This is a genomic window from Campylobacter sp. RM19072 (genome assembly GCF_024723485.1).
In the GTDB taxonomy this organism is placed as follows: domain Bacteria; phylum Campylobacterota; class Campylobacteria; order Campylobacterales; family Campylobacteraceae; genus Campylobacter; species Campylobacter porcelli.
Window position 1 is genome coordinate 213758 of record NZ_JANQCU010000001.1, and the last position, 24439, is coordinate 238196.

At 33.7% G+C, this 24439-nt stretch carries 21 protein-coding genes; 16 read left to right on the plus strand and 5 right to left on the minus strand.

The genetic code is table 11. The features are described from left to right. Positions 1 to 31 precede the first annotated feature (31 nt). Both hpf and CSUIS19072_RS01110 read left to right on the plus strand, forming a co-directional pair. Complete coding sequence (gene hpf / locus CSUIS19072_RS01105) at positions 32 to 556, plus strand: ribosome hibernation-promoting factor, HPF/YfiA family (RefSeq protein ID WP_086292634.1); 525 nt, start codon at positions 32 to 34, stop codon at positions 554 to 556. A gap of 67 nt (positions 557 to 623) precedes the next feature. Continuing rightward, positions 624 to 1796: an N-acetyl sugar amidotransferase gene (locus CSUIS19072_RS01110; RefSeq protein WP_086292632.1), complete on the plus strand. Its 1173-nt coding sequence runs from the start codon at positions 624 to 626 to the stop codon at positions 1794 to 1796. Positions 1797 to 1802: 6 nt separating this feature from the next. Here the strand turns inward: CSUIS19072_RS01110 and CSUIS19072_RS01115 are convergent, their stop codons facing one another. Beyond that, positions 1803 to 3074, minus strand: coding sequence for a M20/M25/M40 family metallo-hydrolase (locus CSUIS19072_RS01115; RefSeq protein WP_086292630.1), 1272 nt, complete (start codon positions 3072 to 3074; stop codon positions 1803 to 1805). A 64-nt stretch (positions 3075 to 3138) separates the two neighbouring features. On the opposite strand from CSUIS19072_RS01115, the gene CSUIS19072_RS01120 reads away from it, so the two are divergent. The 3 genes from CSUIS19072_RS01120 to CSUIS19072_RS01130 are packed head-to-tail and all read left to right on the plus strand — an operon-like array spanning position 3139 to position 4640. Next, entirely contained in the window at positions 3139 to 3312 is a 174-nt protein-coding gene (locus CSUIS19072_RS01120) for a hypothetical protein (protein WP_180379355.1), read from the plus strand. After that, positions 3309 to 4148, plus strand: a complete 840-nt coding sequence (gene cmoB, locus CSUIS19072_RS01125) for a tRNA 5-methoxyuridine(34)/uridine 5-oxyacetic acid(34) synthase CmoB (RefSeq protein ID WP_086292628.1) — start codon at positions 3309 to 3311, stop codon at positions 4146 to 4148. Before CSUIS19072_RS01120 ends, cmoB begins: the two co-directional genes overlap by 4 nt. A gap of 9 nt (positions 4149 to 4157) precedes the next feature. Then, positions 4158 to 4640, plus strand: a complete 483-nt coding sequence (locus tag CSUIS19072_RS01130) for a hotdog fold domain-containing protein (protein ID WP_086292627.1) — start codon at positions 4158 to 4160, stop codon at positions 4638 to 4640. A gap of 4 nt (positions 4641 to 4644) precedes the next feature. On the opposite strand, the gene CSUIS19072_RS01135 is transcribed toward CSUIS19072_RS01130, so the two are convergent. Then, complete coding sequence (locus tag CSUIS19072_RS01135; protein ID WP_086236738.1) at positions 4645 to 5235, minus strand: MBL fold metallo-hydrolase; 591 nt, start codon at positions 5233 to 5235, stop codon at positions 4645 to 4647. 92 nt (positions 5236 to 5327) lie between these two features. On the opposite strand from CSUIS19072_RS01135, the gene CSUIS19072_RS01140 reads away from it, so the two are divergent. From CSUIS19072_RS01140 to CSUIS19072_RS01175, 8 genes are all read left to right on the plus strand, one after another. Further along, positions 5328 to 6053 carry an NAD+ synthase gene (locus tag CSUIS19072_RS01140; protein WP_086236739.1) on the plus strand — a complete coding sequence of 242 codons (726 nt, stop codon included), beginning with the start codon at positions 5328 to 5330 and terminating at the stop codon, positions 6051 to 6053. A gap of 13 nt (positions 6054 to 6066) precedes the next feature. Continuing rightward, a complete protein-coding gene (locus tag CSUIS19072_RS01145) occupies positions 6067 to 7200 on the plus strand; it encodes a DegT/DnrJ/EryC1/StrS family aminotransferase (protein WP_086236740.1) in 1134 nt (377 codons plus the stop codon). Then, complete coding sequence (locus CSUIS19072_RS01150) at positions 7193 to 8167, plus strand: tetraacyldisaccharide 4'-kinase (protein WP_086236741.1); 975 nt, start codon at positions 7193 to 7195, stop codon at positions 8165 to 8167. Before CSUIS19072_RS01145 ends, CSUIS19072_RS01150 begins: the two co-directional genes overlap by 8 nt. Continuing rightward, positions 8161 to 9003 carry an acetylglutamate kinase gene (argB, locus tag CSUIS19072_RS01155; protein ID WP_086292625.1) on the plus strand — a complete coding sequence of 281 codons (843 nt, stop codon included), beginning with the start codon at positions 8161 to 8163 and terminating at the stop codon, positions 9001 to 9003. Before CSUIS19072_RS01150 ends, argB begins: the two co-directional genes overlap by 7 nt. 245 nt (positions 9004 to 9248) lie before the next feature. Beyond that, entirely contained in the window at positions 9249 to 10730 is a 1482-nt protein-coding gene (gene thrC / locus CSUIS19072_RS01160; RefSeq protein WP_236847904.1) for a threonine synthase, read from the plus strand. Then, positions 10727 to 11458: a 3-deoxy-manno-octulosonate cytidylyltransferase gene (gene kdsB, locus CSUIS19072_RS01165; protein ID WP_086292623.1), complete on the plus strand. Its 732-nt coding sequence runs from the start codon at positions 10727 to 10729 to the stop codon at positions 11456 to 11458. The genes thrC and kdsB overlap by 4 nt, the downstream gene beginning before the upstream one ends. Next, positions 11455 to 12519 (plus strand): GGDEF domain-containing protein, encoded by a 1065-nt coding sequence (locus CSUIS19072_RS01170; protein ID WP_086292621.1) that lies wholly within the window; start codon positions 11455 to 11457, stop codon positions 12517 to 12519. Before kdsB ends, CSUIS19072_RS01170 begins: the two co-directional genes overlap by 4 nt. After that, positions 12500 to 13516, plus strand: a complete 1017-nt coding sequence (locus CSUIS19072_RS01175) for a GGDEF domain-containing protein (RefSeq protein ID WP_086292619.1) — start codon at positions 12500 to 12502, stop codon at positions 13514 to 13516. Before CSUIS19072_RS01170 ends, CSUIS19072_RS01175 begins: the two co-directional genes overlap by 20 nt. Positions 13517 to 13623: 107 nt before the next feature. On the opposite strand, the gene CSUIS19072_RS01180 is transcribed toward CSUIS19072_RS01175, so the two are convergent. From CSUIS19072_RS01180 to mltG, 3 genes are all read right to left on the minus strand, one after another. Beyond that, a complete protein-coding gene (locus CSUIS19072_RS01180; protein WP_180380040.1) occupies positions 13624 to 15153 on the minus strand; it encodes a succinate CoA transferase in 1530 nt (509 codons plus the stop codon). A gap of 101 nt (positions 15154 to 15254) precedes the next feature. After that, positions 15255 to 17282: an ATP-dependent helicase gene (locus CSUIS19072_RS01185; protein WP_086236746.1), complete on the minus strand. Its 2028-nt coding sequence runs from the start codon at positions 17280 to 17282 to the stop codon at positions 15255 to 15257. Then, positions 17283 to 18293, minus strand: a complete 1011-nt coding sequence (gene mltG, locus CSUIS19072_RS01190; RefSeq protein WP_439099124.1) for an endolytic transglycosylase MltG — start codon at positions 18291 to 18293, stop codon at positions 17283 to 17285. On the opposite strand from mltG, the gene CSUIS19072_RS01195 reads away from it, so the two are divergent. The 3 genes from CSUIS19072_RS01195 (at position 18184) to CSUIS19072_RS01205 (ending at position 24439) form a co-directional block, all read left to right on the plus strand. Then, the gene (locus CSUIS19072_RS01195) at positions 18184 to 20709 is read left to right on the plus strand and encodes a YhdP family protein (protein ID WP_141083155.1); all 2526 of its coding nucleotides are present in this window, start codon (positions 18184 to 18186) and stop codon (positions 20707 to 20709) included. The two genes, mltG and CSUIS19072_RS01195, sit on opposite strands and share 110 nt — an antisense overlap. 51 nt (positions 20710 to 20760) lie before the next feature. Next, positions 20761 to 22608, plus strand: coding sequence for a molecular chaperone HtpG (htpG, locus tag CSUIS19072_RS01200; RefSeq protein WP_086292613.1), 1848 nt, complete (start codon positions 20761 to 20763; stop codon positions 22606 to 22608). Between the two features lie 187 nt (positions 22609 to 22795). Further along, on the plus strand, positions 22796 to 24439 hold the full coding sequence (locus tag CSUIS19072_RS01205; RefSeq protein WP_423775014.1) for a lactate permease LctP family transporter: 1644 nt from the start codon (positions 22796 to 22798) through the stop codon (positions 24437 to 24439).

A 24439-nucleotide genomic window follows, 5' to 3' on the forward strand; every position in this document is an offset into this window, starting at 1 on the left:
AAATAGGTCCAATTTTTCAAAGGAGAGTGCAATGAATACAAGTATTGTAGGCAAACAATTTGAGCTAACTGAATCTATCAAAAACTATTGCGATAGTGCTTTTGATGCCCTTGGTAAATATAATTTAGATATTATATCTGCTAAGGCTATAATCTCAGCTGATGAAAGAAATGGCAAAAAGGGATTTGATGTGGAATTTGCTATTAATCTAGCTAAAAAAGATACAATAATAATTCGCCAAAAAGATAAAGATCTATATGCCGCAATCGATCTAGCGCTTGATAGGGCCAGTAAGGTTCTTCGCAGACACCACGATAAGCTAGTAACTCACAAAAATAGCGATGAGATTAAAGAGAGTAAAATAGCTGATGAGATAGCTATTGATGGTGCTGATGAGATAGTCCCTACTGAGCTTGAGCTATATAAACCTATGGAAGTTGAAGAGGCTCTAAATAAGCTCAAAGATAGCGGAGCGCAATTTTATGTATTTAATGATATGGATGCTAAAATGCGTGTGATATATAAAAGAAATGATGGAAAATTTGGATTATATTAATCCTTAATAAATATTGGGGGTTATACCCCCCCCCAATTTATTCTAAATTTAAATATAAAGGTAAATTATGAAGTATTGCAAAAATTGTTTGCAGCCAGATACTCGTCCGGGGGTAGCTTTTATAGATGGAATTTGTGGTGCTTGTAGATGGGAAAAAGAGTCTAAGACAATTGATTGGAAGCAAAGAGAAAATGAGTTAAAGGATATAGCTCAAAATGCCAAATCCAAAGCCAAGGGCGCTTATGATTGCGTAGTTGGTGTAAGTGGTGGCAAGGACTCTACATTTCAAGCTTTTTATGCTAGGGATGTGCTTGGACTTCGTGTTTTGTTAGTTAATCACGAGCCAATGGAAATAACGCCTATTGGCAGGGCTAATTTTGAGAATTTAAAAAATCATGGATTTGAGACAATATCTATAAATCCAAACCGCCATATAGCCAAAAAATTGATGAAAAAGGCCTTTTGGGAGTATCTAAATCCTACAAAACCTATAGAATACACGCTATACGCATCAGCTTATATAATTGCTGATATGTTTAATATCCCTATGATTTTACAAGGCGAAAATGCCGCCTTAACCTTAGGAGCCAATAAAGGCCTTCAAGATAGTAGCGGAAATGCTCTAAATATCGTCCAATCCAACACTCTAAAAGATGATCCACTATCTATATATATGGATGAAGAGATAGAGTTAAAAGATCTATTTTTATACAAAGTTCCAGTAAAAGAGCTAATGCAAAAAGATATAACCGCAGTGTGGCTAAACTACTACACAGACAAATGGAGCACCGGCCACAACGCTAAATTCTCAATGGCAAGAGGCCTTAGTATATATCCAAAAGATATAAATCCATATGATCTAGGCACATATAGAAGATGCTCTCAACTTGATGCTTATACAACTATTGTAAATCAATATTTCAAATATGTTAAATTTGGCTTTGGCCAATGCACTGACCATGTCGGCTACGATCTAAGAAAAGGCAATATCACTAAAGATGAAGCTAAATTTTTACTTCGTGAATTAGATGGGAAATATGGTGATTTTTATATGGATAAGATGAGCTCATATCTAGACCTTAGCAAAGATGAGATTTTAACTCACGCTAATAAATTTAGGGGCGATATGTTTGAGCTTGATGAAAATGGAGATTATAAGCTAAAAGACCCTATCTGGGATATAGAGCCTATAAAGGGTGATTATAGTGTAAAAGGCATTATGTCAAAGCTTGATTATTAATCTTGCTTAATCTTGATAATAAGCGACTATATCGCTTATTGCTTTTGCTATTTTATCTAAGGATTTTAGCTCTAAATGCTCATTTATGCTGTGTGGTGAGTGGATATTTGGGCCAATTGATGCGGCTTGTAAGCCCTTTTGCTTAGCTACAAATACTCCACACTCAAGCCCAGCATGAACAGCTTTAAATTTAACTTTTGGGTTATATTTTTGCATAAAATTTAATACCAAATTCGCAAACTCATCTATATCAGGCGTCCAAGCATCACTTCTTTCAAAAAAGCTCACATCAAACCCAGCCAATTTGGCTAAATTTGAAGTCTCAAATTTCAATCTCTCTAGCCCATTTTGGCTCATTGAGCGTGCGAAAAACTCAATCTCAATGCTATCTTCATTATCGTTTATTATAGATAAATTTATGCTATCATTTACAATATTAAGGCTCTCATTATAGCTCCTAACACCTTGAGAAAAGCTATTTATAAAATCTAGTATATTTTGACTCTCACTAATCACCTCACAATCGCAATTTCCAAGATATTTTACACCAACTCTCTCATCGCTATAAACCATATTATAACAAGCGATTAACGCTTTGGCATTCACAGGGATAGAGTTATTTCTCTCGCCACCACTAAAATTTACTATTTTACCACCATTTTTGGCTATAAACTCAGCCATAATTTTTATGGAATTTGGAATATCTTTGATAATCTCTATCCCACTATGCCCGCCAGGCAGACCACTGATATTAAGCTCATATAAATTTGATTTTACTGATTTTTTGGTTTTTGATATCTTAGCTTTGATTAACTCACCAGCAGCACACCCTATAAATACTCCATCTTCATCTTCGCTATCTAAATTCAAAAGCTGATTGCTTATAATCTTTTTATTAAAGCCATTAGCGCCGATTAGGCCTACTTCTTCATTAGCGCTAAATATCACTTCAAGATTATTAAATTTACTCATCATCTCCATCATAATTGCGACACCAATCCCATTATCAGCGCCTAAGCTAGAGTTTTTCGCACGCAAGATATCGCCATCATATATTAGCTCGATTTTAGGTGCTTGACCCACGCATACCATATCATAGTGCGATTGAAGGCAAATTTGTGGCTTGCCTTTAAAGGCGTAAATATTATCAAATTCATCAATTTCAACGCTGTATCCACAACTTTTAGCAAATTCAACTAGATAATCCCTAAGCTTTAAAGCATTAAAACTACAATGAGGAATGGCACAAATTTGCTTAAATTTATCTAATATTTGCATATTTTACTCCCAAATTTTTGCAAAATTATATCTAATTAAACAAAATAATGGTAACATTATCGCTATGAGAAATTTGATTATTTTTACTATTTTGGTGCTACTTTTACAAGGTTGCTTATGGGTAAATAAGCGTGGAATTTCAGATAAATACTACAATGGTTGTAAAGAGTATTATGATGCCTCTGGAGTCTATCATAAAAAGTGCGATGAAAATCTAATAGATTGGAAAGATTTATGAATAACACTTATAATGAGCTTTTAAATAGAATTTCAAAGCTTGATAATAGCAACTCCAAGCTTATCTTAGATGATAGCGTAAGGCTAGAGATACCAAATTTTACTAAAGATATTAAGGATATGGCTCTAGCCCTAAAGCCTTGGAGAAAGGGGCCATTTCATCTAAATGAGCTTTTTATCGATAGCGAGTGGAGAAGTTTTGTTAAGTTTAATATCCTAAAACCGCATTTAAATTTAAAAGATAAGGTTGTAGCTGATGTAGGCTGTAATAATGGCTATTATATGTTTAAAATGCTCGAATTTAAGCCAAAAAGCATAGTTGGATTTGACCCTAGTGAGTTAGCATTTTTGCAATTTAGCTTTATTAACCATTTTGCTAAAAGTGATATAAAATTTGAGATAGCTGGAGTGGAGAGTTTGCCTAGTTATGGTATTAAATTTGATACGATTTTTTGCCTTGGAGTTTTATACCATAGGAGCGATCCTATAAAGTGCTTAAAGGAGCTAAAATCCGCTATGAAGCAAGGTGGCGAGGTCTTTATAGATACTATGTATATTGAGCGTGATGATGAGATGGTGCTAAGTCCAAATGGCAGCTACTCCAAAATCCCAAATATCAGCTTTATCCCAAGTATAAAAGCACTGCAAAACTGGGTCAAAAGAGCTAAATTTAAAAGCTTTGAAATTTTAGCCACCAAAGATACTGATAGCTTCGAGCAACGCAAAACTAAGTGGATTGATAGCCAAAGCTTGGAGGATTTTTTAGACCCAAATGATAGCTCAAAGACAATTGAGGGCTATCCAGCACCAAAGAGAGTTTATATAAGATTAACTTAAAGGTAGATTATGAGTGAATATGATGAGAGTTTGCAAGATATTGGATTGATAGATAGCTCAGAGCGTTTTCAAGGGATTTTAAATATTCCAATGTCTATAAATTCAACACTATGTGGTGGAATATTAGATATGAAGTCAAACTACGCTAAAACCGCTTTGATGGCTAGTAATGAGATGGTTTTTGATGATGAGAGATTAGTTCATGGTGGATTTATCATTGGAGCTGGGGAGTGGGCTGCACATGTAGCTGTAAATACTCGATACTCAGTTACCATAAGCACAAAAGCAAATTTATACGCTCCAGCTAGGGTTGGGGATTTGATTGAATTTGAAGCTCACGCTTACTTTGAAGAGTCCAAAAAGCGTGAGATAAAAGTAGTAGGCACCATCAAAGGCGTAAAGGTCTTTGAAGGCACATACCAAATAGTTGTATTAGAAGAGCATATATTCAAAATTCAACAAAAGAAAAAATCTGACGACAACGATGAATAGTAGCCTATATGGCTTGAGCCCATCTGGTTAAAGAGCTTCTTTGGCTATCTAGAGTTGTTGGCTCTCCATGTCCTGGGTATAACTTATAATTTCTAAATTCAAGAACCTTATATAGGCTTTTTTTCATTAGACTTCCATCGCTAAAAGGAAAGTCATATCTACCTATTGAATCTTTAAATATAAAATCCCCACTAAACATAACTTCACCAGCTGTTATCACGCTGCACCCTGGCGTATGCCCAGCAAAGTGATGAAAGCAAAATTTAACCCCACCAAGCTCAATCTCATCTTTATCATCTACCATAATATCTGGCTCAAATTTCGCTTTTAAAAGCCCAAATGGATCATTTTGGCACATAAAAGCATCATCTTTGGGGATATAAATTTTGATTTTAAACTCATCTTTTATAGCTAAGCAATCATAAACATGATCAAAATGCCCATGAGTGCATAATATCGCTAAAGGATTTTTACACACTCTTTTAATCCACTCATAAGCCCCATCGCCTGGGTCTATTATCACCTCTCCACCATCTAAAACAACCACATAACAATTCGTCCCATAAATGCCAAAAGACCTTGAAATAATCTGCATTTTTACCTTTCTGATAATAAATTTAAATATTATAAGATATATTTTACCTTAAAATAGATATAATTTTGTCAATATTTTTATAGTTGATATTAGTGGAAAATTTTAAATTCTTAGAAAATAAACTTATAAATTTTCTTAGTTCTTATCTAAATAGCTCTAAAGCAAATGGCTTTATCCTTGGGCTAAGTGGCGGTCTAGACTCTGCGGTTGTGGCTACTCTTTGTTCTAAAGTCGCACCCACAAAAGCCCTTATAATGCCTACTTCTAGCTCAAATAAGGTAAATTTAAATGACGCTCTAACCCTATGTCAAAGCTTAAAAATAGATCATCAAATAGTAGATATCAGCGAAATTTTAGCCTCATTTTTACCTTTTAGCGATGAAAATGATAGATTAAGAGTTGGTAATATCACTGCTAGAATTCGTATGATAATGCTATATGATCAATCTGCTAAGCTAGGATATTTAGTCGCAGGCACGAGTAATAAAAGCGAGAGACTACTAGGATATGGGACAATATATGGAGATATGGCGTGTGCTTTAAATCCAATTGCTAATATCTATAAAAGCGATCTTTTTAAATTTGCTTCATATCTTGAGATTAATCAAAATATAATAGATAAAGCCCCAAGTGCTGACTTATGGCCAAATCAAAGCGATGAGAGTGAGCTAGGATATAGCTATAAAGAGATTGATGAGCTATTAAAAGCTATAGAAAATAGTGATGATCTATCCAAATTTGATAGCGAGCTTAAAAGCCAAATCATAGATAGAATGGCTAAAAATAGCTTCAAACTAAAACCACCAGCGATACCATAAATTAGGAGATTTAATGAGAGATATACCATTTTTTCGCCCACTGATTACAGATAGAGAACACGAGCTTATCAAAGAGACCTTAGAGAAAAATGCAAACTATATGGTTGAGAATTTAGAAAACAACATAAAAAATTTCTTCGGTGCCAAACACGCTATCACCACAAATAACGGCACCGCCGCTATACACCTAAGCTTATGTGCGATGGATTTAAAGCGTGGAGATAAGATCATCTGCTCTGTTAATGCCTTCCCTAGCATTGCTCAAGTTATTAGACATTTTGATGCTGAGCCGATCTTTGTCGATATAAATGAAGATGATTTTAATATAGACCCAAATGATTTAGAAAAAATCCTAAAAACCCAAAAACATAAAAAACTAAAAGCCGCATTTATCACTCATGTAGCCGGTCAAAGTGCCGATATGGACGCCATATACGCCATTGCTAATGAGTATGATATAAAGATTATCGATGATGCTAGTAGAGCGATGGGGGCTACTTATAAGGGCAAGTTAATTGGTAATATGAGCTCATATATGTCTTGCTTTCAGATCAATCCACAAGTCCAACACGCAGTAGCAACTACTGGGATTATAGTTACAAATGATGATGAGATGGCTAGTCGTGCAAGGCTCATTCGCAACCACGCTATAATCAATGATAGCTTTGATAAAGATGGAAATTTAGGATATATGTATGATGTTATAGATATTGGACAAAAATATGATTTAAATTCACTCTGTGCGGCATATAGTATCGCTCAATTTGAAAAGCTTGATATGTTTATTGAGCGTAGAAAAGCTATAGCGGCTATATATAATGAAGAGTTAAAAGATTGCCCACATATCACCACTCCAGTAATTAAGCGAGATCACATCTATAATCAATATATAATCAAAATTGATAAAAACCGAGATAGCTTTGCTAGGGAGCTAAAGGATATTGGCATTCACACTAGCCTTCACTACCGCCCAATGCATCTATTAAGCTACTATAAAAATAAATACCACCTAAGGGTAAATGACTTCCCAAAAGCACTTAAGGCTTATCAGCAAATTCTCTCACTACCTATATATGCTGCCTTAAGCGATGAAGAGGCGCTATATATCTGCAATGCAGTCAAATCAGTAGCGCAAAATCGTGTTTAACCCTAAATTACACGCTTGGCTGGAGAGATACTTTTATCAGCCAGGCTATTTTGAGCTAATTATTAGCACCCTACTCTTGCCATTTTCACTGATATATTACTGCTTGGTTTGGGTGAAATTTAAACTTGCTAAGCCGGTTAAATTTAGCATTCCAGTCATCAGCGTTGGTAACTTAATCTTAGGCGGTAGTGGCAAAACCCCGCTTACAAAGGCGATATTTAATGAATTTAGCCACAAATATAAGATATTTATAATCCTAAGAGGCTATAAAAGAGAGTCTAAAGGTATGCAAATAGTCGCCTTAAATGGTGTTATAAAGTGCGATGTAGCAACTAGCGGTGATGAGGCTATGGAGTATGCCATAAGCCTTAAAAATGCTAATGTAATCGTCTCAAATGACCGCAAAATCGCTATAGATAAAGCCATTAGCCTTGGCGCTAATCTTGTAATTTTAGATGATGGATTTGGCAAGGCTGATATTTATAAACTAAATATTTTGCTCCATCCAGCCAAAGAGCCAAGATTAAATTTCACCATACCAAGCGGAGTTTATCGCTATCCAAAAAGCTTTTATAACTTAGCTGATATTACCTTAAAAAGTAGCGATATAATCAAAGAAAATAGCATTATAAACCCCACTGATAAAATGGTTTTAGTAAGCGGTATTGCTAATCCTTCAAGACTTAGCTTCATATATGATAGCTGCGTTGGATATGAGCATTTTAAAGATCATCATAAATTTAGTAAATTTGAGTGTGAGAGTATATTAAAAAAATATAACGCCGATTCGCTTTTAGTAACGCAAAAAGATTATGTAAAGATTAAAGATTTTGGCTTAAAGCTCTCAATTTTAGAGCTTAAAACTACTATTTTGCCAAATTTAATAGATAAAATTGATATGTTTATCAAAAGCTACCAAATTTCAGATAGAATATACTCAAATTCACAAAAAGGAGATCTATGTTAAAAAGCAGTAGAACAGCTGAAGTAATTCTTAGTGCTTTGCCATATATACAGAAATTTAGGGATAAAATTTTTGTGATTAAATATGGAGGCGCAGCACAGATAGATGATAAGCTCAAAGATAGCTTTGCTAGGGATATTGTGCTTTTACAAATTGTTGGTATCAAGGTTATATTAGTCCATGGGGGCGGTAAAACAATTAACTCATTTTTGGATAGGCTTGAGATTAAAAGCGAATTTATAAATGGACTTAGAGTTACTGATAGCCAGACTATGCAAATAGTGGAGATGGCACTAAGTGGCTTAGTAAATAAAGAGATTACTAGTATACTAAATAAGCACGGCGCAAGAGCCATAGGAGTTAGCGGTAAAGATGACAATATGCTAAAAGCTAAAGCTATGGATAATGGCAAATATGGCTATGTAGGCGATATTACCAGCGTAGATGATAGGCTGATTAACTCACTTTTAGATGATGGATTGATACCAGTCATCGCACCAATTGCCATTGGAGAAAACTACGAATCATACAATATCAATGCCGATTTATGCGCTAGTACGATTGCTAGTAAATTAAGAGCTAATAAGGTAATATTTTTAAGCGATATAAAAGGTGTTTTGGATAAAAATTCAAATTTAATTGGCAAACTTAATGAAAATAGCATTAATGAGCTTAAAAAAGATGGCACAATAAGCGGTGGAATGATACCTAAAATAGATGCGTGTCTAGAGTGTATAAGAAGCGGTGTAGGCTCAGCACATATAATTGATGGTAGAATTCCACACTCATTGCTATTAGAGATTTTCACAGATGAAGGCATAGGGAGTATAATACAATGAAATTTATAATTATAAAATTAGAAAAAGATATGAGTAAAAAGGCGTTAAAAGAGCTTTCAAAGCATAAATCAGTATATGAAATTTACCACTTAAACCAGCACAACGCTAAGAAAATATTAGATATTAACATTGATGATAGTAAAGAGCTTATAGCAATCATAGGCAAATACAAGAAGATTAAATCTATTTTAGAAAGAGATTTCCCTGAGCTTATTAGAAATTTAGAAGCTAGAAAGCTAAATGAGATGAATCCTAAAAGTATTAAGGCGCTAAAAGATATTAATCTACCAAAATTAGTAGGCACTAGAGCTAATTTTACAGATGAAGATAATGAGCCTGTGAATTTGGATTACGCACTTCTTAATCCAGCAGCTAAATATGGCGGATTATACTCTCCAATCAATCTACCATTAATTAGCAAAAAAGAGTTTAAAAAGCTCTCAAATATGGATTATAATAAATTTGCTCTAGAAATTATCAAAAAATTTAACTTCAATATAAGCTTAAATAAATTTAAAAAGGCCATAGATAGATATAATAAATTTGATAAAAGTGCTGTAGAGATCAAAAAAATAAACAAAAATCTATATATAAATGAGCTTTGGCACGGTCCTACAAGAGCCTTTAAAGATATGGCACTTCAGCCTTTTGGAGAGCTTTTAAGTTCGCTTTCTAATGGCAATAAACAGCTAATAATGTGTGCTACAAGCGGAGATACTGGCCCAGCTACTTTAAGCTCGTTTGAGAATGCTAAGGATATTAAGGTAGTTTGCCTATACCCTAAAGATGGCACAAGCCAAGTCCAAAGACTCCAAATGGTAAATCAAAAGGCACCAAATCTCAAAGTTATTGGTATTGAGGGTAATTTTGACGATGCGCAACAAGCACTTAAAATGCTATTAAATGATGATGAATTTAAAAACACTCTAAAAGATTTAGGCTACAATCTAAGTGCGGCAAATTCAGTAAATTTTGGTAGAATTTTATTTCAAATAATATATCATATCTATGTCTGTGTCCATATAAACAAAAATGAAAAACCAATTGATATAGTCATTCCAAGTGGGAACTTCGGCAACGCACTTGGAGCGTATTACGCTAAAAAAATGGGTGCAAATATCGATAAAATCAAGATAGCTTCTAATAAAAATAATATCTTAACCCAGTTTTTTAATACCGGAATTTACGATCTAAACAACAAAGAGCTAATCCATACAATCAGCCCAGCGATGGATATTTTAATTAGCTCAAACATTGAAAGATTGCTATTTGATAAATTTGGCCCAGTAAGAACCAAAGAGCTAATGGATAACCTAGCAAATAGTAAAAAATATGAGCTGACAAACGATGAGCTAGAGGTGCTTAAGGCTGAATTTCAAGCAGATTATTGCGATGATGATGAGTGTATGGAGAATATTTGTAAAGTGGCTAAAAACGGTATATTAATAGACCCGCACACTGCTACATGCTTAAAATTAACTCAAGATGATAAAATAAGCGTGATCACCTCAACTGCTCAATGGGTTAAATTCACTCCAAGTATGATTAAAGCACTAAAAAATAGAGATAGCAGTGATGAACTAGCCGATATGAAGTTGCTAGCTGATAAATATCATATCAAACTTCCAAAAAGCATAATAAAACTATTTAAAGAAGATGAAATTCACACTCAAGTCGTAAAAAAAGATGAGATAAAATCAAATATAATAGATTGGATAAAAAGATGATAATCATACCAGCCCGCCTAGCTTCAACTAGATTTGCTAATAAAATCCTAGCCGATATAGGCGGGATTCCTATGTTTATAAAAACTGCCAAATTAGCCAGTAAATGCGATGATGTAGCCATAGCTTGCGATGATGAGGCCATAGCTCAAATCGCAACTAAATTTGGGATAAAAGCCATAATGACAAGCAAAGATCACAATAGTGGCACCGATAGAATCAACGAAGCGGCTAAAAAGCTAAATTTAAATAGCGATGATATTGTGATAAATCTACAAGCCGATGAGCCATTTTTCGAAGAGAAAAATCTAATTAAATTTAAAGACTTCACCGCTCAAAGAATCAAAGATGGGGCTTTTATGACTAGTTGCTTGAAATTTACTAGCCATGAAGAGGCTAAAAACCCAAATTTAGTCAAGGTAATAACCGATAAAGATGATTACGCCATATACTTCTCACGCTCACTAATCCCATATCCAAGGAGTCGTTGCGATCTATATAAAGCACATATTGGGATCTATGGCTATAGCGTAGATACCTTAGCTAGGTTTTGCTCACTTACTACTAAAGAGCTTGAAAATATAGAGAAATTAGAGCAATTAAGAGCCTTATCAAGTGGCAAAAATATAGCTATGCTTGAGATAAATAGTAGTAGCATTGGTATTGATACCATCGAAGATCTCCAAGCTGCTGCAAATAAATTTGGATTTACATCTACTTTACTGCGATGAATACAGCCACAAAAGAGTTAAAATCACACCCAAAAATTTATCAAAAGCTAATGCTACTATACATCATTATTTTAGCTGTATATGGCTCGATGTATGCTTACTCTGGGCTATTTTTTCTATTTACAAATTTTGCAATATTATTTTTCATATCTACGGCTCTTTATATTGATTTTAACGAGCCAAAATTTGAAAAAATTATAAATTTTTGGATTCAAATTAGTGCCACTTATGCTATGGTTATATCCATAATTACACTAGGCTGGGGATATGGATTTGAGCTATTTTTGCTTGAGTTAATAGGCGTTTACTATGTATCGCCAATGAAAAATTTATTTATCAAATTTATGCTTCCATCTCTTCAGCTAATTCTATTTATAGTCTTATACCTTACCTTTGGAGATCAAGATATTAAATATGGCTCACCAACACTTCAGCATATTAGTTTTCTATTTTGCTTTTTTATGATTGCTATTAAATTTATAGTATTACAAGATAGCCACAGCAATACCTATGCTATGGATATTATCACTACACAAAATGAGAATATCAGCTATAAAAATATCGCTGAAATTGACTATCTAACTGGCTTATATAATAGAGCTCCAATGAATGAGATAATAGAGCAAAATTTCAAAATGCTATCAAATAAAAAGATTAAATCACTAGCTATTATCCTTTGTGATATAGATAATTTTAAAAGCATAAATGACGCCTATGGTCATATATTTGGCGATATAGTTCTATCTAAAGTAGCAGAGATACTAGATAATAAAATATCTAAATTTGGCAAGATTAGTCGCTGGGGCGGAGAGGAGTTTTTAGCTATAATTCCAGCTCAAAATATAAAAAGATCAATCCAAATCGCAGAATCTGCTAGAGTAGCCATTCATAGCGCCAATCCAAATAAAGTCCCAATTAGCGCTACATTTGGTCTATTATACATAGAAGATGCCATAGATATAAATCAAGCTATTAGCCTTGCTGATAACCTACTTTATCGCGGCAAAAATCAAGGTAAAAATCAAGTAGTATCGGAAAAATATGAAACTAATAAGCGATAATCTCTCATTTAATTTCAAATTTGTATTAACGCTATTTTTGTGCGTTACACTTCTATACTCTTTTATATTTTACATGATGAATATGTATATTCTATCTGTTGTCTCATTTTTGGGGCTTTTTGTCTATGCTGTTTCTATTAAATCCATAGATGAAAATGAGTATGATAGGGTATTTTTGCTATCGCATTTGCATATTGTCATATCAGCGGTGTTGGCTACTATTATACTTGGGTGGGATTATGGGTTTTATCTTATTATTATAGCTATTGCATCAACTACATATCTAAATATCTTTAAAAATAGAGTGATTACTTATCTATTAGCTGGATTTGATTTTGCTATTTTTATCTTTGTTTATATGATCTCAAATATATATTTTCCAAAAGAGCCAGGAGAATTTGTAGAGATATTTTATATAAGCAATCTTGCCTTTTTATTATTTTTATTTGTTGTGATATTTAAGGTTTATGGTATCGTAAATCAGATAAATATCAAAGACCTTCACAGATATAGACATGAGCTAAAAACTGCCTCTCAGACAGATCACCTAACAGGTCTTATAAATAAACGAGCACTAAATATAATACTAGCTAAAAAATCCAATAAAACAATCACCATAGCTATGTGCGATATAGATAACTTTAAGAGTATAAATGATAAATTTGGACATAATGTTGGCGATGAAGTATTAAAAACTCTAGCTAAGATATTTACCGAAAATACAAATAAGTCTGATATAGTCTGTCGCTGGGGCGGAGAGGAGTTTGTCATCGTAGCAACCAATACTAGTAGAATAAATTTTATAAACCAAATTCAAAATATTAGATTTATAATCAATCAAACTCCAGTTAAAATCTCTAATAATAAATCCATTCACTTTACAGTAACATTTGGAATTTCAGATAGCGGGACAGATCCAAACAAACTTACAGATCAAGCTGATAAAAGGCTATATAAAGGTAAAAGAAGTGTCAAAAACTGCATAATTGCCAAATAGAGCTTAAATTATAAAATAATACCAAAGATCGCCACACTTGAAATATTATAAGGAGCTTAGTCGTGGCGATCTGAGTTACCAAAAATAGTAACTCTAAAAATATTAATCTACTTTTTCATACTACCTGTTTTATTAAATCTATCATGCCAGCTTAAAGCTTCGCTTAAAATATGTGGAGTATGACCTGGCTTTGGCTGAGCGCACGCTCTATCGAAGTAGTCTTGTAGCATATCTCTATAATCTGGATGAGCTATAGCTATCATCTTTTGCGCTCTCTGTCTTGGACTACAACCTCTTAAATCAGCATATCCATACTCAGTTACAACCACCATAGTATCATGCTCAGTGTGATCAATATGGCTTACAAATGGCACGATTGCAGATATTGCTCCACCCTTTGCTACTGAAGGGGTTAAGAATAGAGATAGATAGCCATTTCTAGCAAAGTCGCCACTACCGCCAATTCCATTCATCATCTGCGTTCCCATAACATTTGTTGAGTTGATATTGCCATATATATCAGCTTCTAGCATACCATTCATAGCTACAACTCCAAGGCGTCTTACTAATTCTGGGCTATTTGATATCTCTTGTGGGCGAAGAATTATATGCTCTTTATAGAAATCAACATTTTTTCTAAATTCCTCTACAGCAGTTGGGCTAAGTGAGAGAGCTGAAGCTGAGGCTAGATCAACGGTGCCGTCTTTTACAAGATCTAGCATACCATCTTGGATAACTTCTGAGTAGCACTCAAGCCCTTTATATCCAGCCTTGCTAAGAGCAGCTAAAACAGCATTAGCTACATTGCCAATACCGCTTTGAAGTGGCAATAATTTGCCTTTTGGTAATCTACCAGCCGCCTCTTCAGCAGCAAAAAATTTAGCTACATTATCCCCAATTGCTATTGATACTTCATCAAGCGGAGTAAAGCTATTTAGCCTATCATCAGTGGAGCTTAATACCACAGCTACAACCTTATCAAAATCCACGCTCATATATGGAGTTCCTATGCGATCTCTAGCAGTTTTAAGCGGGATTGGCTCACGAAATGGCGGCTTTGCTTGGACATAAATATCATGGAAGCCCTCAAGCTCTTTTGGCTGATTGATATTTAGCTCTAATATAACCTTTTTAGCAGCGTTTAGCCAAGCTTGGTTATTGCCTACTGATGTAGTAGGGATTAATTTACCATCTTCTGTAATGCCTGAAATTTCAATAACTGCAAAATCCATATCACCAAAATATCCACACTCCACTTGCCACGCAAGAGATGATAAATGCACATCAAGATACCTAGTCTCACCTGAGTTAATGCGACCTCTCATACTTGGGTCTGTATTAAATGGAGTTCTAAACTCAACACAATTAGCCTTAGCCAAAATACCATCTAAATCCACATCAGTGCTAGCACCTGAATATATACTAATTTTATACTCATTTCCAGCGGCATGTAATTTTTGCGCTCTATTGGCAATTGCAATTGGAACATACAAAGGACTTCCAGCACCGACAAATCCGCTAAATCCGATTTGAGATTTATGCGGGATAAGGGCTGCTGCTTCATCAGCTTTGATAACCTTAGATAAATATCTAGCATCTTTGATACGACTAGTATCATTTATAGTATTGTCAATCATTTTTATCCTTTAATTAAAATTTGACTTGATTATAAGCAAAATTTCTATAATTTCTCTTATAATATTAATAGTAGAAATTTATTTTAAGCCAAATTTAATATTTAAATCGATGGCTTTGCCATACCAGCTTCGACTAAAAAGCAGCTTGGTTGATACTGAACTTTTCTTATCTTATCATACTTAGCATAGCTTAGCACTAATTCATCTTTTGCCCTTGTAACAGCTACATAAAATAGCCTTCTTTCCTCTTCTATATCACTCATTAATTTTGAATTTGGAAATCTACCTTGAGCTAAATCCACCACAAAAACAAGATTAAACTCAAGCCCCTTACTAGCATGAATAGTAAGTAAATTTACCCCTTCGCCTTGGCTCATTTCGCTCTTGCCTAAGGTTAGAAAATTATAAAAATTATCAATATTATTATGGCGGTTGCTAATCTCTAAAAGCACATTAGCCTTTGATATTATACGCTCCATTGCGTTATGTTTTAGCTCATTATCTATATTACCACTTTTTAGCGTTGCTCTTTTAGTAGCTAAAATATCAACTATTATATTGTAAATTTTAGATTTTATTATCGTGTTTATAATCTCATTTGAGCTACTATTTTTATCTAGATTAAGGATTAAATTTCTAAGCTCATATAAAAATATTGCACCATTTTGATTTAAATTTGAGTAATTTAAAATAGGAGATGCCATAAATTCATCATCAAATCCAAGATCACAAAATCTATTTGAAGGTATAAATTCACTAAAATCATCAAACAATCCAAGCTGGTAATTGTGCTTTTTAGTAGAGAGTTTTACACTATTTTTATCTGGATTTCTAAGACCTTTTATTATGCTTCCATGACCTGCTGAGCTTATAATGTCAAAAAGCTCTTTAGCGTGAGCATTACCCACACCCTTAGCATACTCTAATATATGGATAAATGCCATAATATCCCTAGGATTTACCAAAATTGCCACTAGATCAATGAGTGCTTTTATCTCACGAGACTCAAAAAAGCTAATCCCGCCCTTTCTTTTGCAGCTTATGCCAAGCTCTTTTAATGCTATCTCTAAGCCATCTGCACTTGAGTTATTACGAAAGATTATGGCGATATCATTTTTATTATATCTGCTATCTAAGATTAGCTGTGCTACAGAGCTATACTGGATAAAAAGCTCATCATAAGTAAGTAAAATTGGGGATTTAAACTCCCCTTGACGCCCTACTTCAAGGGATTTTGGATATAGGCGTGGGTTGTTAGAAATTACCCTATTTGCTAAGGCTAGGATTTTAGCACTTGAGCGGTAATTTATATTCAAAGAAAACATATTAGAATCTAAATATCTATCTTTAAAGCTACCAATAATCCCTATATTTGCCCCATTAAAAGCGTAAATGCTTTGGTCAAAATCCCCTACACAAAATAGACTTTTAGTATTAAAAGCGTCTATTAATGAGCCTTGAAGGGAATTTGTATCTTGATACTCATCAACTAAAATTTCATCAAAATAAATTCTAGCCCCTTTTTTTAGCTCATTTTTCATCTTGATTAATAGATCGTTAAAATCAGCATAATTAAAATTTGCCTTAGTCTCTTCAAACTCACGCAAAATATCATCGTAAATTTCAGCAAATTCAGCCTGATCTGGATAGTTTAAGCTAAACCAATCTACAAAGCTCTCATCATTAACACAGCTATTACAAAACAAAGAGTATATATCATACAAATACGCCCCGCTATAGCCCTTAATATCGCTAATTCTGTGGAATTGCCTTCTATCTGTAATGCTCTTTAATAGCGTCTTTAGCTCACTAGGCTGCTTTAAGATCACCCCTTTATCAAGAGTTTTTAGGAGTAAATTTGAAACTGAATGAAATGTCCCAGCTGTGATTTGCGATATTGTGGAGCTATCAAAATAACGCTCCAATCTCTCTATCATCTCGCTAGCGGCTTTATTGGTAAATGTTAATAATAAAATTTTATTAGCTTTTATGCCTGAATTTAGAAGGTGAGCTATCCTAGCTACTATTGTGCTAGTTTTGCCAGTTCCTGCACTTGCTATAATGAGATTATGCCCCATAGGCGCTGTAGCGGCTCTATACTGCTCTTTATTTAGCTTTGAAAGTGGCATTTACTTAGCCTTATTTGAGCGATTAATTGCTCTTATATGGGCTTCATAAGTAGAGCTAAATATATGAGCTCCTGTGCTCTTATCTCTTACGAAATATAGATAATTTGTCTTTTTAGGAAAAATTGCTGCCTTAATCGCATCAAAGCTGACATTACAAACCGCATTTGGCGGAAGACCAACATATTTATAGGTATTATATCTTGAGTTGTCATTAGCTATTCTTTGTGGTGTTATCTTCTCGTGAGAGTGTAGATCATAATTTAGCGTCCCGTCCATCTGTAGTTTCATTCCGATTTTTAACCTATTATATATAACTGAGGCTACAATAGGCATTTCATCTTTATTTGCGGCCTCTTTTTGCACTACTGATGCTATGGTGATAAACTCATACCACCGCCTCTCATCCCACTGCCCAAATATCTTTTTGCTTAGGTTTTCGTGCTGTTTTTTTGAGATATTTATAAGGTAATAAACCAGATGAGCCTCGCTAATTCCAACTGGAATTTTATATGTTTCAGGGACTAAAAATCCCTCTTTAATTGGCGAATTTGCTAAATAATTTCTCATTAATTCATCATAATTTAAGCCAAATTTCTTAGAAATATCATAGAAAAAATATGCCGTAGTCTCTCCAGGAATTAAAGTAATATCTCTCATAGCAGCCTTAGCTGTAGTAAGCTTGTATAAAAAGTCAAATTTGCTAAGAGTGGTCTTGCCGATATCTATCCAGCCAGATTGCGGAAATCCCATTAAAACCAAAATGTATTTATCAAATCCATCAACCTTAAAATTTAGTTTAGCTAAATAGGATATAATTTCACCTACGCTTCCTTGTGGCAAATATACGACCTTACTTGTATTCATTGTTTGGGATAGTGATGCGAAAATCGTTAGGAAAAATATGAATAAAATTTCACATATTATATTTAAAAATCGCCTTTTAATGCTGTTTTTAACGCTAATTATAGCCATCTTTGCCCTTTTTATATGGTTAAAAATCGGAATTAAAATAGAATCTTTGGATTTTAACCGATTTAAAATTTCGCAATTATATATAAAATTAGATAACAAAATTACACTAAGAGTAAAAAATATAGATATTTTGCCATCTGATGATAAGCAAACTAGCCAAAAATCATCACTTCAGATTATACATTATGCTAAATGGATTGATATGCTATTTGATAAAATAGAGCTAGAAAACATATCAATTGGTAAGCAAAAATCATACTTCATCTATACAGATAATAAATTTAATCTTGATAGCAAAAAAATCTATATAAACGCACATTTAGCTAGGCAAAATAATAATCTAAATTTAGCCATAAATGAGATAAATATTAAGGATTTTAATACCACAATTAGCGGATATTTAAGGCTAAATTTCTATGATGATAAGCATAGTTTTAATGGCAAATTTAACTCATATGAGCTAAATGGGGATATAAATTTAAATATAGATAAAGATATTTTAAGCTATGAAATTTCAAATGTAAAAGCACCAGCCATAGCTCAATTTATGGATGCTTTAGCTGGTGCAATAAGCCTAGATAGCGAGGTTAAAAATTGGATTTATGGATATATCGTTGCTAGTGATTATAGGCTTGAGATTTTGCGTGGAGAGTTTAATCTTAAGAGTAATGACCCACTTATTTCTAAAATATATGGCAAAGCAAGTGCTAATATGCCAGTTGTCAAATTCCACCCAAATCTCCCAGCGGCAACTGCTAACTCAGTTATAATCACATTTGAAAACTCAAATTTGATATTTGATATCAAAGAGCCAGTTTATCAAGACCAAATAGCCGATATAGGACTTAGTATAAACAATCTAGATAAAAACTCAAATTTAATCTTAGATATTAGCACAAAATCTCTATATAATAGTAGTATCAACGATATACTAAAAGCCTATGATATAGGAATTCCAATATTACAAAATAGCGGATCTCTTGATACTAAATTGCGTCTTGATATAAACCTTAATAGCTCAAATCTTAAAGCTGATGGGGAGTTTATACTAGATGATAGCGTTATAGATATAGCAGGGGCTAAATTTAGCTCCAAACACGCCAAAATAATTCTAAAAGATAATAAAATCACAATCCAAGACGCACATATACAAAATGATATTTTTGATTCTAATTTCACTGCTTTGATAGATACTAATAGCAAAGTAGCGCAATTTAATACCAAATTTAACTCACTGAAAATTCCAAATCTACTTGATATTAAAGATTTAGATGATAATATCACTTTAGAATTTGCTAGCGATACTATAATTAGCTCAAAAGCCCTAGGCTATAGTATAAATTTAAATCAGCCAATAAAAATAGATATCCCTAGCATTTCCCCGCTTAAGCCATATTCTAAGCTGATAAATGACCTAAACATAACCAAAGCCAATATATCAATCATAACTGATGATTTTAGCAATATTACAGCTAGGGCAAGTGATGTAAATTTTAATTTACCAATCATAAATAAAAAAGATGAGAGCTACACTAAGGATAACTTCACCATACAAATTAGCGATGTTATAGATATTAAAAGCGATAGTGGAGTGATAAATGCAACCATTATAAATGATGAGATCAATCTATTTTTAAACTCAGCTAAAATTTCCATAGATTCAAAAGCGGCAAAAAGTAGCTTAGATACCAATATAAATTTCATAGCTAATAATACAGCCATAAATGCTACTGATATTAATAAAAGCGTTTTATTTGAGCATTTTAGCGGTAGCAAGAGAAAAGATGAGTTTAGATTTGACGGGGAATTTGATGGGGGATATATATCTTTAACTGAAGGGAAAGATATATTAAAAGCAAGAGGAAATGGCATATCAGCTCAAACCGTAAATGATATTTTAGACTTTAATAGCTTTAGTGAAGGTATATTTGGGATTAAACTAATAGGCAAAAGTAGCAAAAATTTTAAGGCTGATTTAGAGCTACAAAACACATATTTAAAAGATTATATAATCTACCAACAGCTCTTAACTTTCTTAAATTCCGTTCCATCTTTGCTTATATTTAAAGTTCCTGATTTTAATACCAAAGGTTTTAGTGTTAAAAATGGAAATATAAGAATTCAAAGAGTTGATGATAATCTTACCATACACGCCATAGATATAGAAGGAGCAAGTGCAGATATAGTAGGTAGCGGGAGTATAAATTTAAAAGATAATAGCCTAGATATAACCTTGGAGTTAAAACTCCTAAAAGACGCTAGCACCATAATAGATAAGATACCTTTGGTTAATCACATATTATTAGGCAAAGATAAAAGCATATCAACCATCATCGCCATAAAAGGGACAATAGATGAGCCAGATATTCAAACTCAAGTGATAAATGATGTCTTAAAAACCCCATTTAATATAATTAAAAATACACTAACCCTGCCCTTTGTGATATTTGAGTAGTGTTGGTTAAATTTAGTTAGTTATAATATTGATAAATCAAAAGGAGAATATATGCAAAAACATCAATTTCAAACACAAGTGAGCGATCTTTTAAATTTAATGATCCACTCACTCTACTCTAATAAAGAGATATTCTTAAGAGAGTTAATCTCAAATGCAAGCGATGCATTAGATAAGCTAAACTATCTAAGCCTAACTAATGATGAGTATAAATCGCTTGAGTATAGCCCTAGAATCGATATTAAACTAGATAAAGAGAGTAAAACTCTAATAATTACAGATAATGGTATAGGTATGGATGAAGATGACCTAATCAACAATCTAGGCACCATCGCAAGGAGTGGAACTAAAGGCTTTATAGAATCCATGAGCGGAGATGCGAAAAAAGATAGCTCTTTAATAGGTCAATTTGGGGTTGGATTTTACTCTGCGTTTATGGTGTCAAATAAGATAGAAGTAATTAGCCGTAAAGCTCTAAGCAATGAAGCATATAAATGGAGTAGCGATACAAATGGATATGAAATTTCAAAAGCCTCACTAGAGAGCCACGGAACCAAAATCACTCTATATCTAAATGATGATGAATTTACAGATAGCTTTAGAATAGAAAATATAATCACAAAGTATTCAAATCACATTCCATATCCTATTTTTATGGATAAAGATGAGTGGATAGCCCCTCAAGATGACCAAAAAGAAGGTCGCTATGAGAGCAAAAACTCTCAAATCAATAAAGCAAGTGCCCTATGGAGAATGAGTAAATCTACTTTAAAAGATAGCGATTACAATGACTTTTATAAGCAAATAAGCCACGATAGTAGCGATCCACTACTGCATATCCATACAAAAGCAGAGGGCAAAATAGAGTATTCTACCCTATTTTATATCCCATCAACTCAACCATTTGATCTATTTAGAGTAGATTATCAAAGTGGTGTAAAACTCTATGTTAAGCGTGTATTTATCACTGATGACGCTAAAGAGCTATTGCCACCATATCTTAGATTTGTGCGTGGGGTTATGGATGTAGAAGATATCCCATTAAATGTAAGCCGTGAAATCTTACAAGAGAATAAAATTCTAACCGCAGTCAAAGACCAAAGCGTCAAAAAAATCCTAAGCGAATTAGAAAAACTACTAAATAACGATAAAGAAAAATACTCCAAGCTATACTCTCTTTTTGGTAATGTTATCAAAGAGGGCCTATATGGATTTAATGCTAATAAAGATAATATCTTAAATTTATGCCTATTTAAATCCACTCTAAACGACAAGCCAATCACTCTAAAAGAGTATAAAGCCGCAATGAAAGAAGATCAAAAATCGATATATTATATCAGCGGTCAAAATGAGAGTATGCTACGAAACTCACCACTTCTAGAAGGATTTAAATCCAAAGGGATAAATGTCCTAATCTGTGATGAAGAGATAGATACAATAGTCTTGCCTATGGTAAATGAGTATGACTCCACACCATTTAAGAGTATAAATAGCTCTGATATAGATAGTGAGATAACTAGCAGTGAAATTTCAACTAATGATGAAACAAACGCCCTAATAAGCAAAATAAAAGAGATCTTAAAAGATGAAGTCAAAGATGTCAAAATATCAAATCGCCTAAGCGACTCCGTAGCGTGCCTAATCTATGACAAAAACGACCCAGATTATGCTATGCAAACTCTATTAAAACAGATGGGTCAAGAAGCGCCAAAAATCAAGCCAATCTTAGAGATCAATCCAAATCACGAAATCATCACCAAATTAGCTAATAACGAATTGATGATAAACGATGTTGCTATACTAATCTTAAATATGGCTAAAATAAGCGAAGGTATGAGCATAGAAAATCCAAGCGAATTTAGCTCTAAACTCGCTAAAATTATATCCAAAGCTCTATAAATTTACTCTGCCCTACTCTGGGCAGAGATACTCTATCAAACTGAAATTTATAAATAAATTTAATAATAATGTTACGATTATACACACCCAAACGATTTTTTTAAACAATTTTTATAATTTATTTTAAATTTAATAATAATTTACGCTAAAATAGAATTTCACAAAATTTTTATCGATAGGAGTCTATATGCAATGGACACAGATATATGATCCACTTGGCAATATATGGCTAAGTGCGTTTGTGGCATTTTTGCCAATTTTATGTTTTTTGGTTTCGCTTTTAGTTTTTAAGCTAAAAGGCTATATGGCTGCTTTTTTAACAGTTATTTTGGCTTCTGTTTTGGCATTATTTGTATATGATATGCCTTTTTCTCTCATCGGTGCTAGCTTCGTTCAAGGCTTCGCTCAAGGTATGTGGCCTATCGCTTGGATTATCATCGCTGCGATATTCTTATACAAACTTTCAGTCAAATCTGGCTCTTTTGAAGTTATCAAACAAAGCGTTATTAGCATCACTCCAGACCACAGAATTCAAGTTATCTTAATTGGATTTTGTTTTGGCTCATTTTTAGAAGGTGCTATCGGTTTTGGTGGTCCAGTTGCTATCACTGCTGCGCTTTTAGTTGGTCTTGGACTTAAGCCTTTATATGCTGCTGGATTGTGTCTGATAGCTAATACTGCTCCTGTTGCCTTTGGTGCTGTGGGTATCCCTATTATTGCGATGGCAAATTTAGTTGGCGTAGAACAATATGAAATCTCAGCAATGGTTGGTAGAATGCTAGTTCCACTTAGCCTTACTATTCCATTTTTCATTGTATTTTTAATGGATGGATTCAAAGGTGTTAAAGAGACATTTCCAGCAATTTTAGTAGCTGCAATTAGCTTTACTGCTACACAATTTATCAGCTCAAACTACCTTGGTGCCGAGCTTCCAGATATTCTTTCTGCTGTTGTATCTCTTATTTGTACTACTGCATTTTTGAAAATTTGGAAACCATCTAATATATTTAGACTTGATGACCAAACAGACTTTACAAGCAAAACCGAACTTAGTAACGGCCAAATATTCAAAGCTTGGCTACCATTTATCCTATTAATCGCTTGTATAATTCTATGGACTCAACCATGGTTTAAAGCACTATTTGCTAAAGGTGGGATATTTGATTACACAGTTGTAACTCTAGCTGCCAACAATGTAGGCGCAAGCATAGTTGATGCTACTGGTAAGGCTATTGGGTTAAATTTAAATATCAGCTTTGTAGGCCTTCAAGCTGGCACTGCTATATTACTAGCTGCTTTCTTATCAATTTGGTTTTTAAAAATCAAAGCAAATGACGCCGCAGATTGCTTCTGGGATACACTAAAAGAGATGGCGATTCCTTGCATTACAATCGGTCTTGTTGTATCATTTGCCTTTATCGCTAAAAACGCTGCTATGAGTACAACTCTAGGTCTTGCCTTTGCTCAAACTGGCGATGCTTTTGCCTTCTTTAGCCCTGTGATTGGCTGGATAGGCGTATTCTTAACAGGTTCAGATACAAGCTCAAATCTTCTATTTGGCCCACTTCAACAAGTTAGCGCTAGAGAGCTTGGTGTTGGTGAAGCACTATTTTTGGCAGCCAACTCAGTTGGTGGTGTCGTAGGTAAGATGATAAGCCCACAAAGTATCGCTATAGCATGCGCTGCTGTTGGTTTAGTAGGTCGTGAGAGTGAGTTATTTAAATTCACACTTAAATACTCAGTTGCTTTCATTATCTTAATTGGTATTTGGACTTTAATCATCGCATTCTTTATGCAAGGAATTATCCCAGATATCGTACTTAAGGGTTAA

Coding starts and splice junctions, on each gene's coding strand:
- hpf (WP_086292634.1), top strand. CDS start 32: ATGAATACAAGTATTGTAGGCAAACAATTTGAGCTAACTGAATCTATC.
- CSUIS19072_RS01110 (WP_086292632.1), top strand. CDS start 624: ATGAAGTATTGCAAAAATTGTTTGCAGCCAGATACTCGTCCGGGGGTA.
- CSUIS19072_RS01115 (WP_086292630.1), bottom strand. CDS start 3,074: ATGCAAATATTAGATAAATTTAAGCAAATTTGTGCCATTCCTCATTGT.
- CSUIS19072_RS01120 (WP_180379355.1), top strand. CDS start 3,139: ATGAGAAATTTGATTATTTTTACTATTTTGGTGCTACTTTTACAAGGT.
- cmoB (WP_086292628.1), top strand. CDS start 3,309: ATGAATAACACTTATAATGAGCTTTTAAATAGAATTTCAAAGCTTGAT.
- CSUIS19072_RS01130 (WP_086292627.1), top strand. CDS start 4,158: ATGAGTGAATATGATGAGAGTTTGCAAGATATTGGATTGATAGATAGC.
- CSUIS19072_RS01135 (WP_086236738.1), bottom strand. CDS start 5,235: ATGCAGATTATTTCAAGGTCTTTTGGCATTTATGGGACGAATTGTTAT.
- CSUIS19072_RS01145 (WP_086236740.1), top strand. CDS start 6,067: ATGAGAGATATACCATTTTTTCGCCCACTGATTACAGATAGAGAACAC.
- argB (WP_086292625.1), top strand. CDS start 8,161: ATGTTAAAAAGCAGTAGAACAGCTGAAGTAATTCTTAGTGCTTTGCCA.
- thrC (WP_236847904.1), top strand. CDS start 9,249: ATGAATCCTAAAAGTATTAAGGCGCTAAAAGATATTAATCTACCAAAA.
- kdsB (WP_086292623.1), top strand. CDS start 10,727: ATGATAATCATACCAGCCCGCCTAGCTTCAACTAGATTTGCTAATAAA.
- CSUIS19072_RS01170 (WP_086292621.1), top strand. CDS start 11,455: ATGAATACAGCCACAAAAGAGTTAAAATCACACCCAAAAATTTATCAA.
- CSUIS19072_RS01175 (WP_086292619.1), top strand. CDS start 12,500: ATGAAACTAATAAGCGATAATCTCTCATTTAATTTCAAATTTGTATTA.
- CSUIS19072_RS01180 (WP_180380040.1), bottom strand. CDS start 15,153: ATGATTGACAATACTATAAATGATACTAGTCGTATCAAAGATGCTAGA.
- CSUIS19072_RS01185 (WP_086236746.1), bottom strand. CDS start 17,282: ATGCCACTTTCAAAGCTAAATAAAGAGCAGTATAGAGCCGCTACAGCG.
- CSUIS19072_RS01195 (WP_141083155.1), top strand. CDS start 18,184: ATGAATAAAATTTCACATATTATATTTAAAAATCGCCTTTTAATGCTG.
- htpG (WP_086292613.1), top strand. CDS start 20,761: ATGCAAAAACATCAATTTCAAACACAAGTGAGCGATCTTTTAAATTTA.
- CSUIS19072_RS01205 (WP_423775014.1), top strand. CDS start 22,796: ATGCAATGGACACAGATATATGATCCACTTGGCAATATATGGCTAAGT.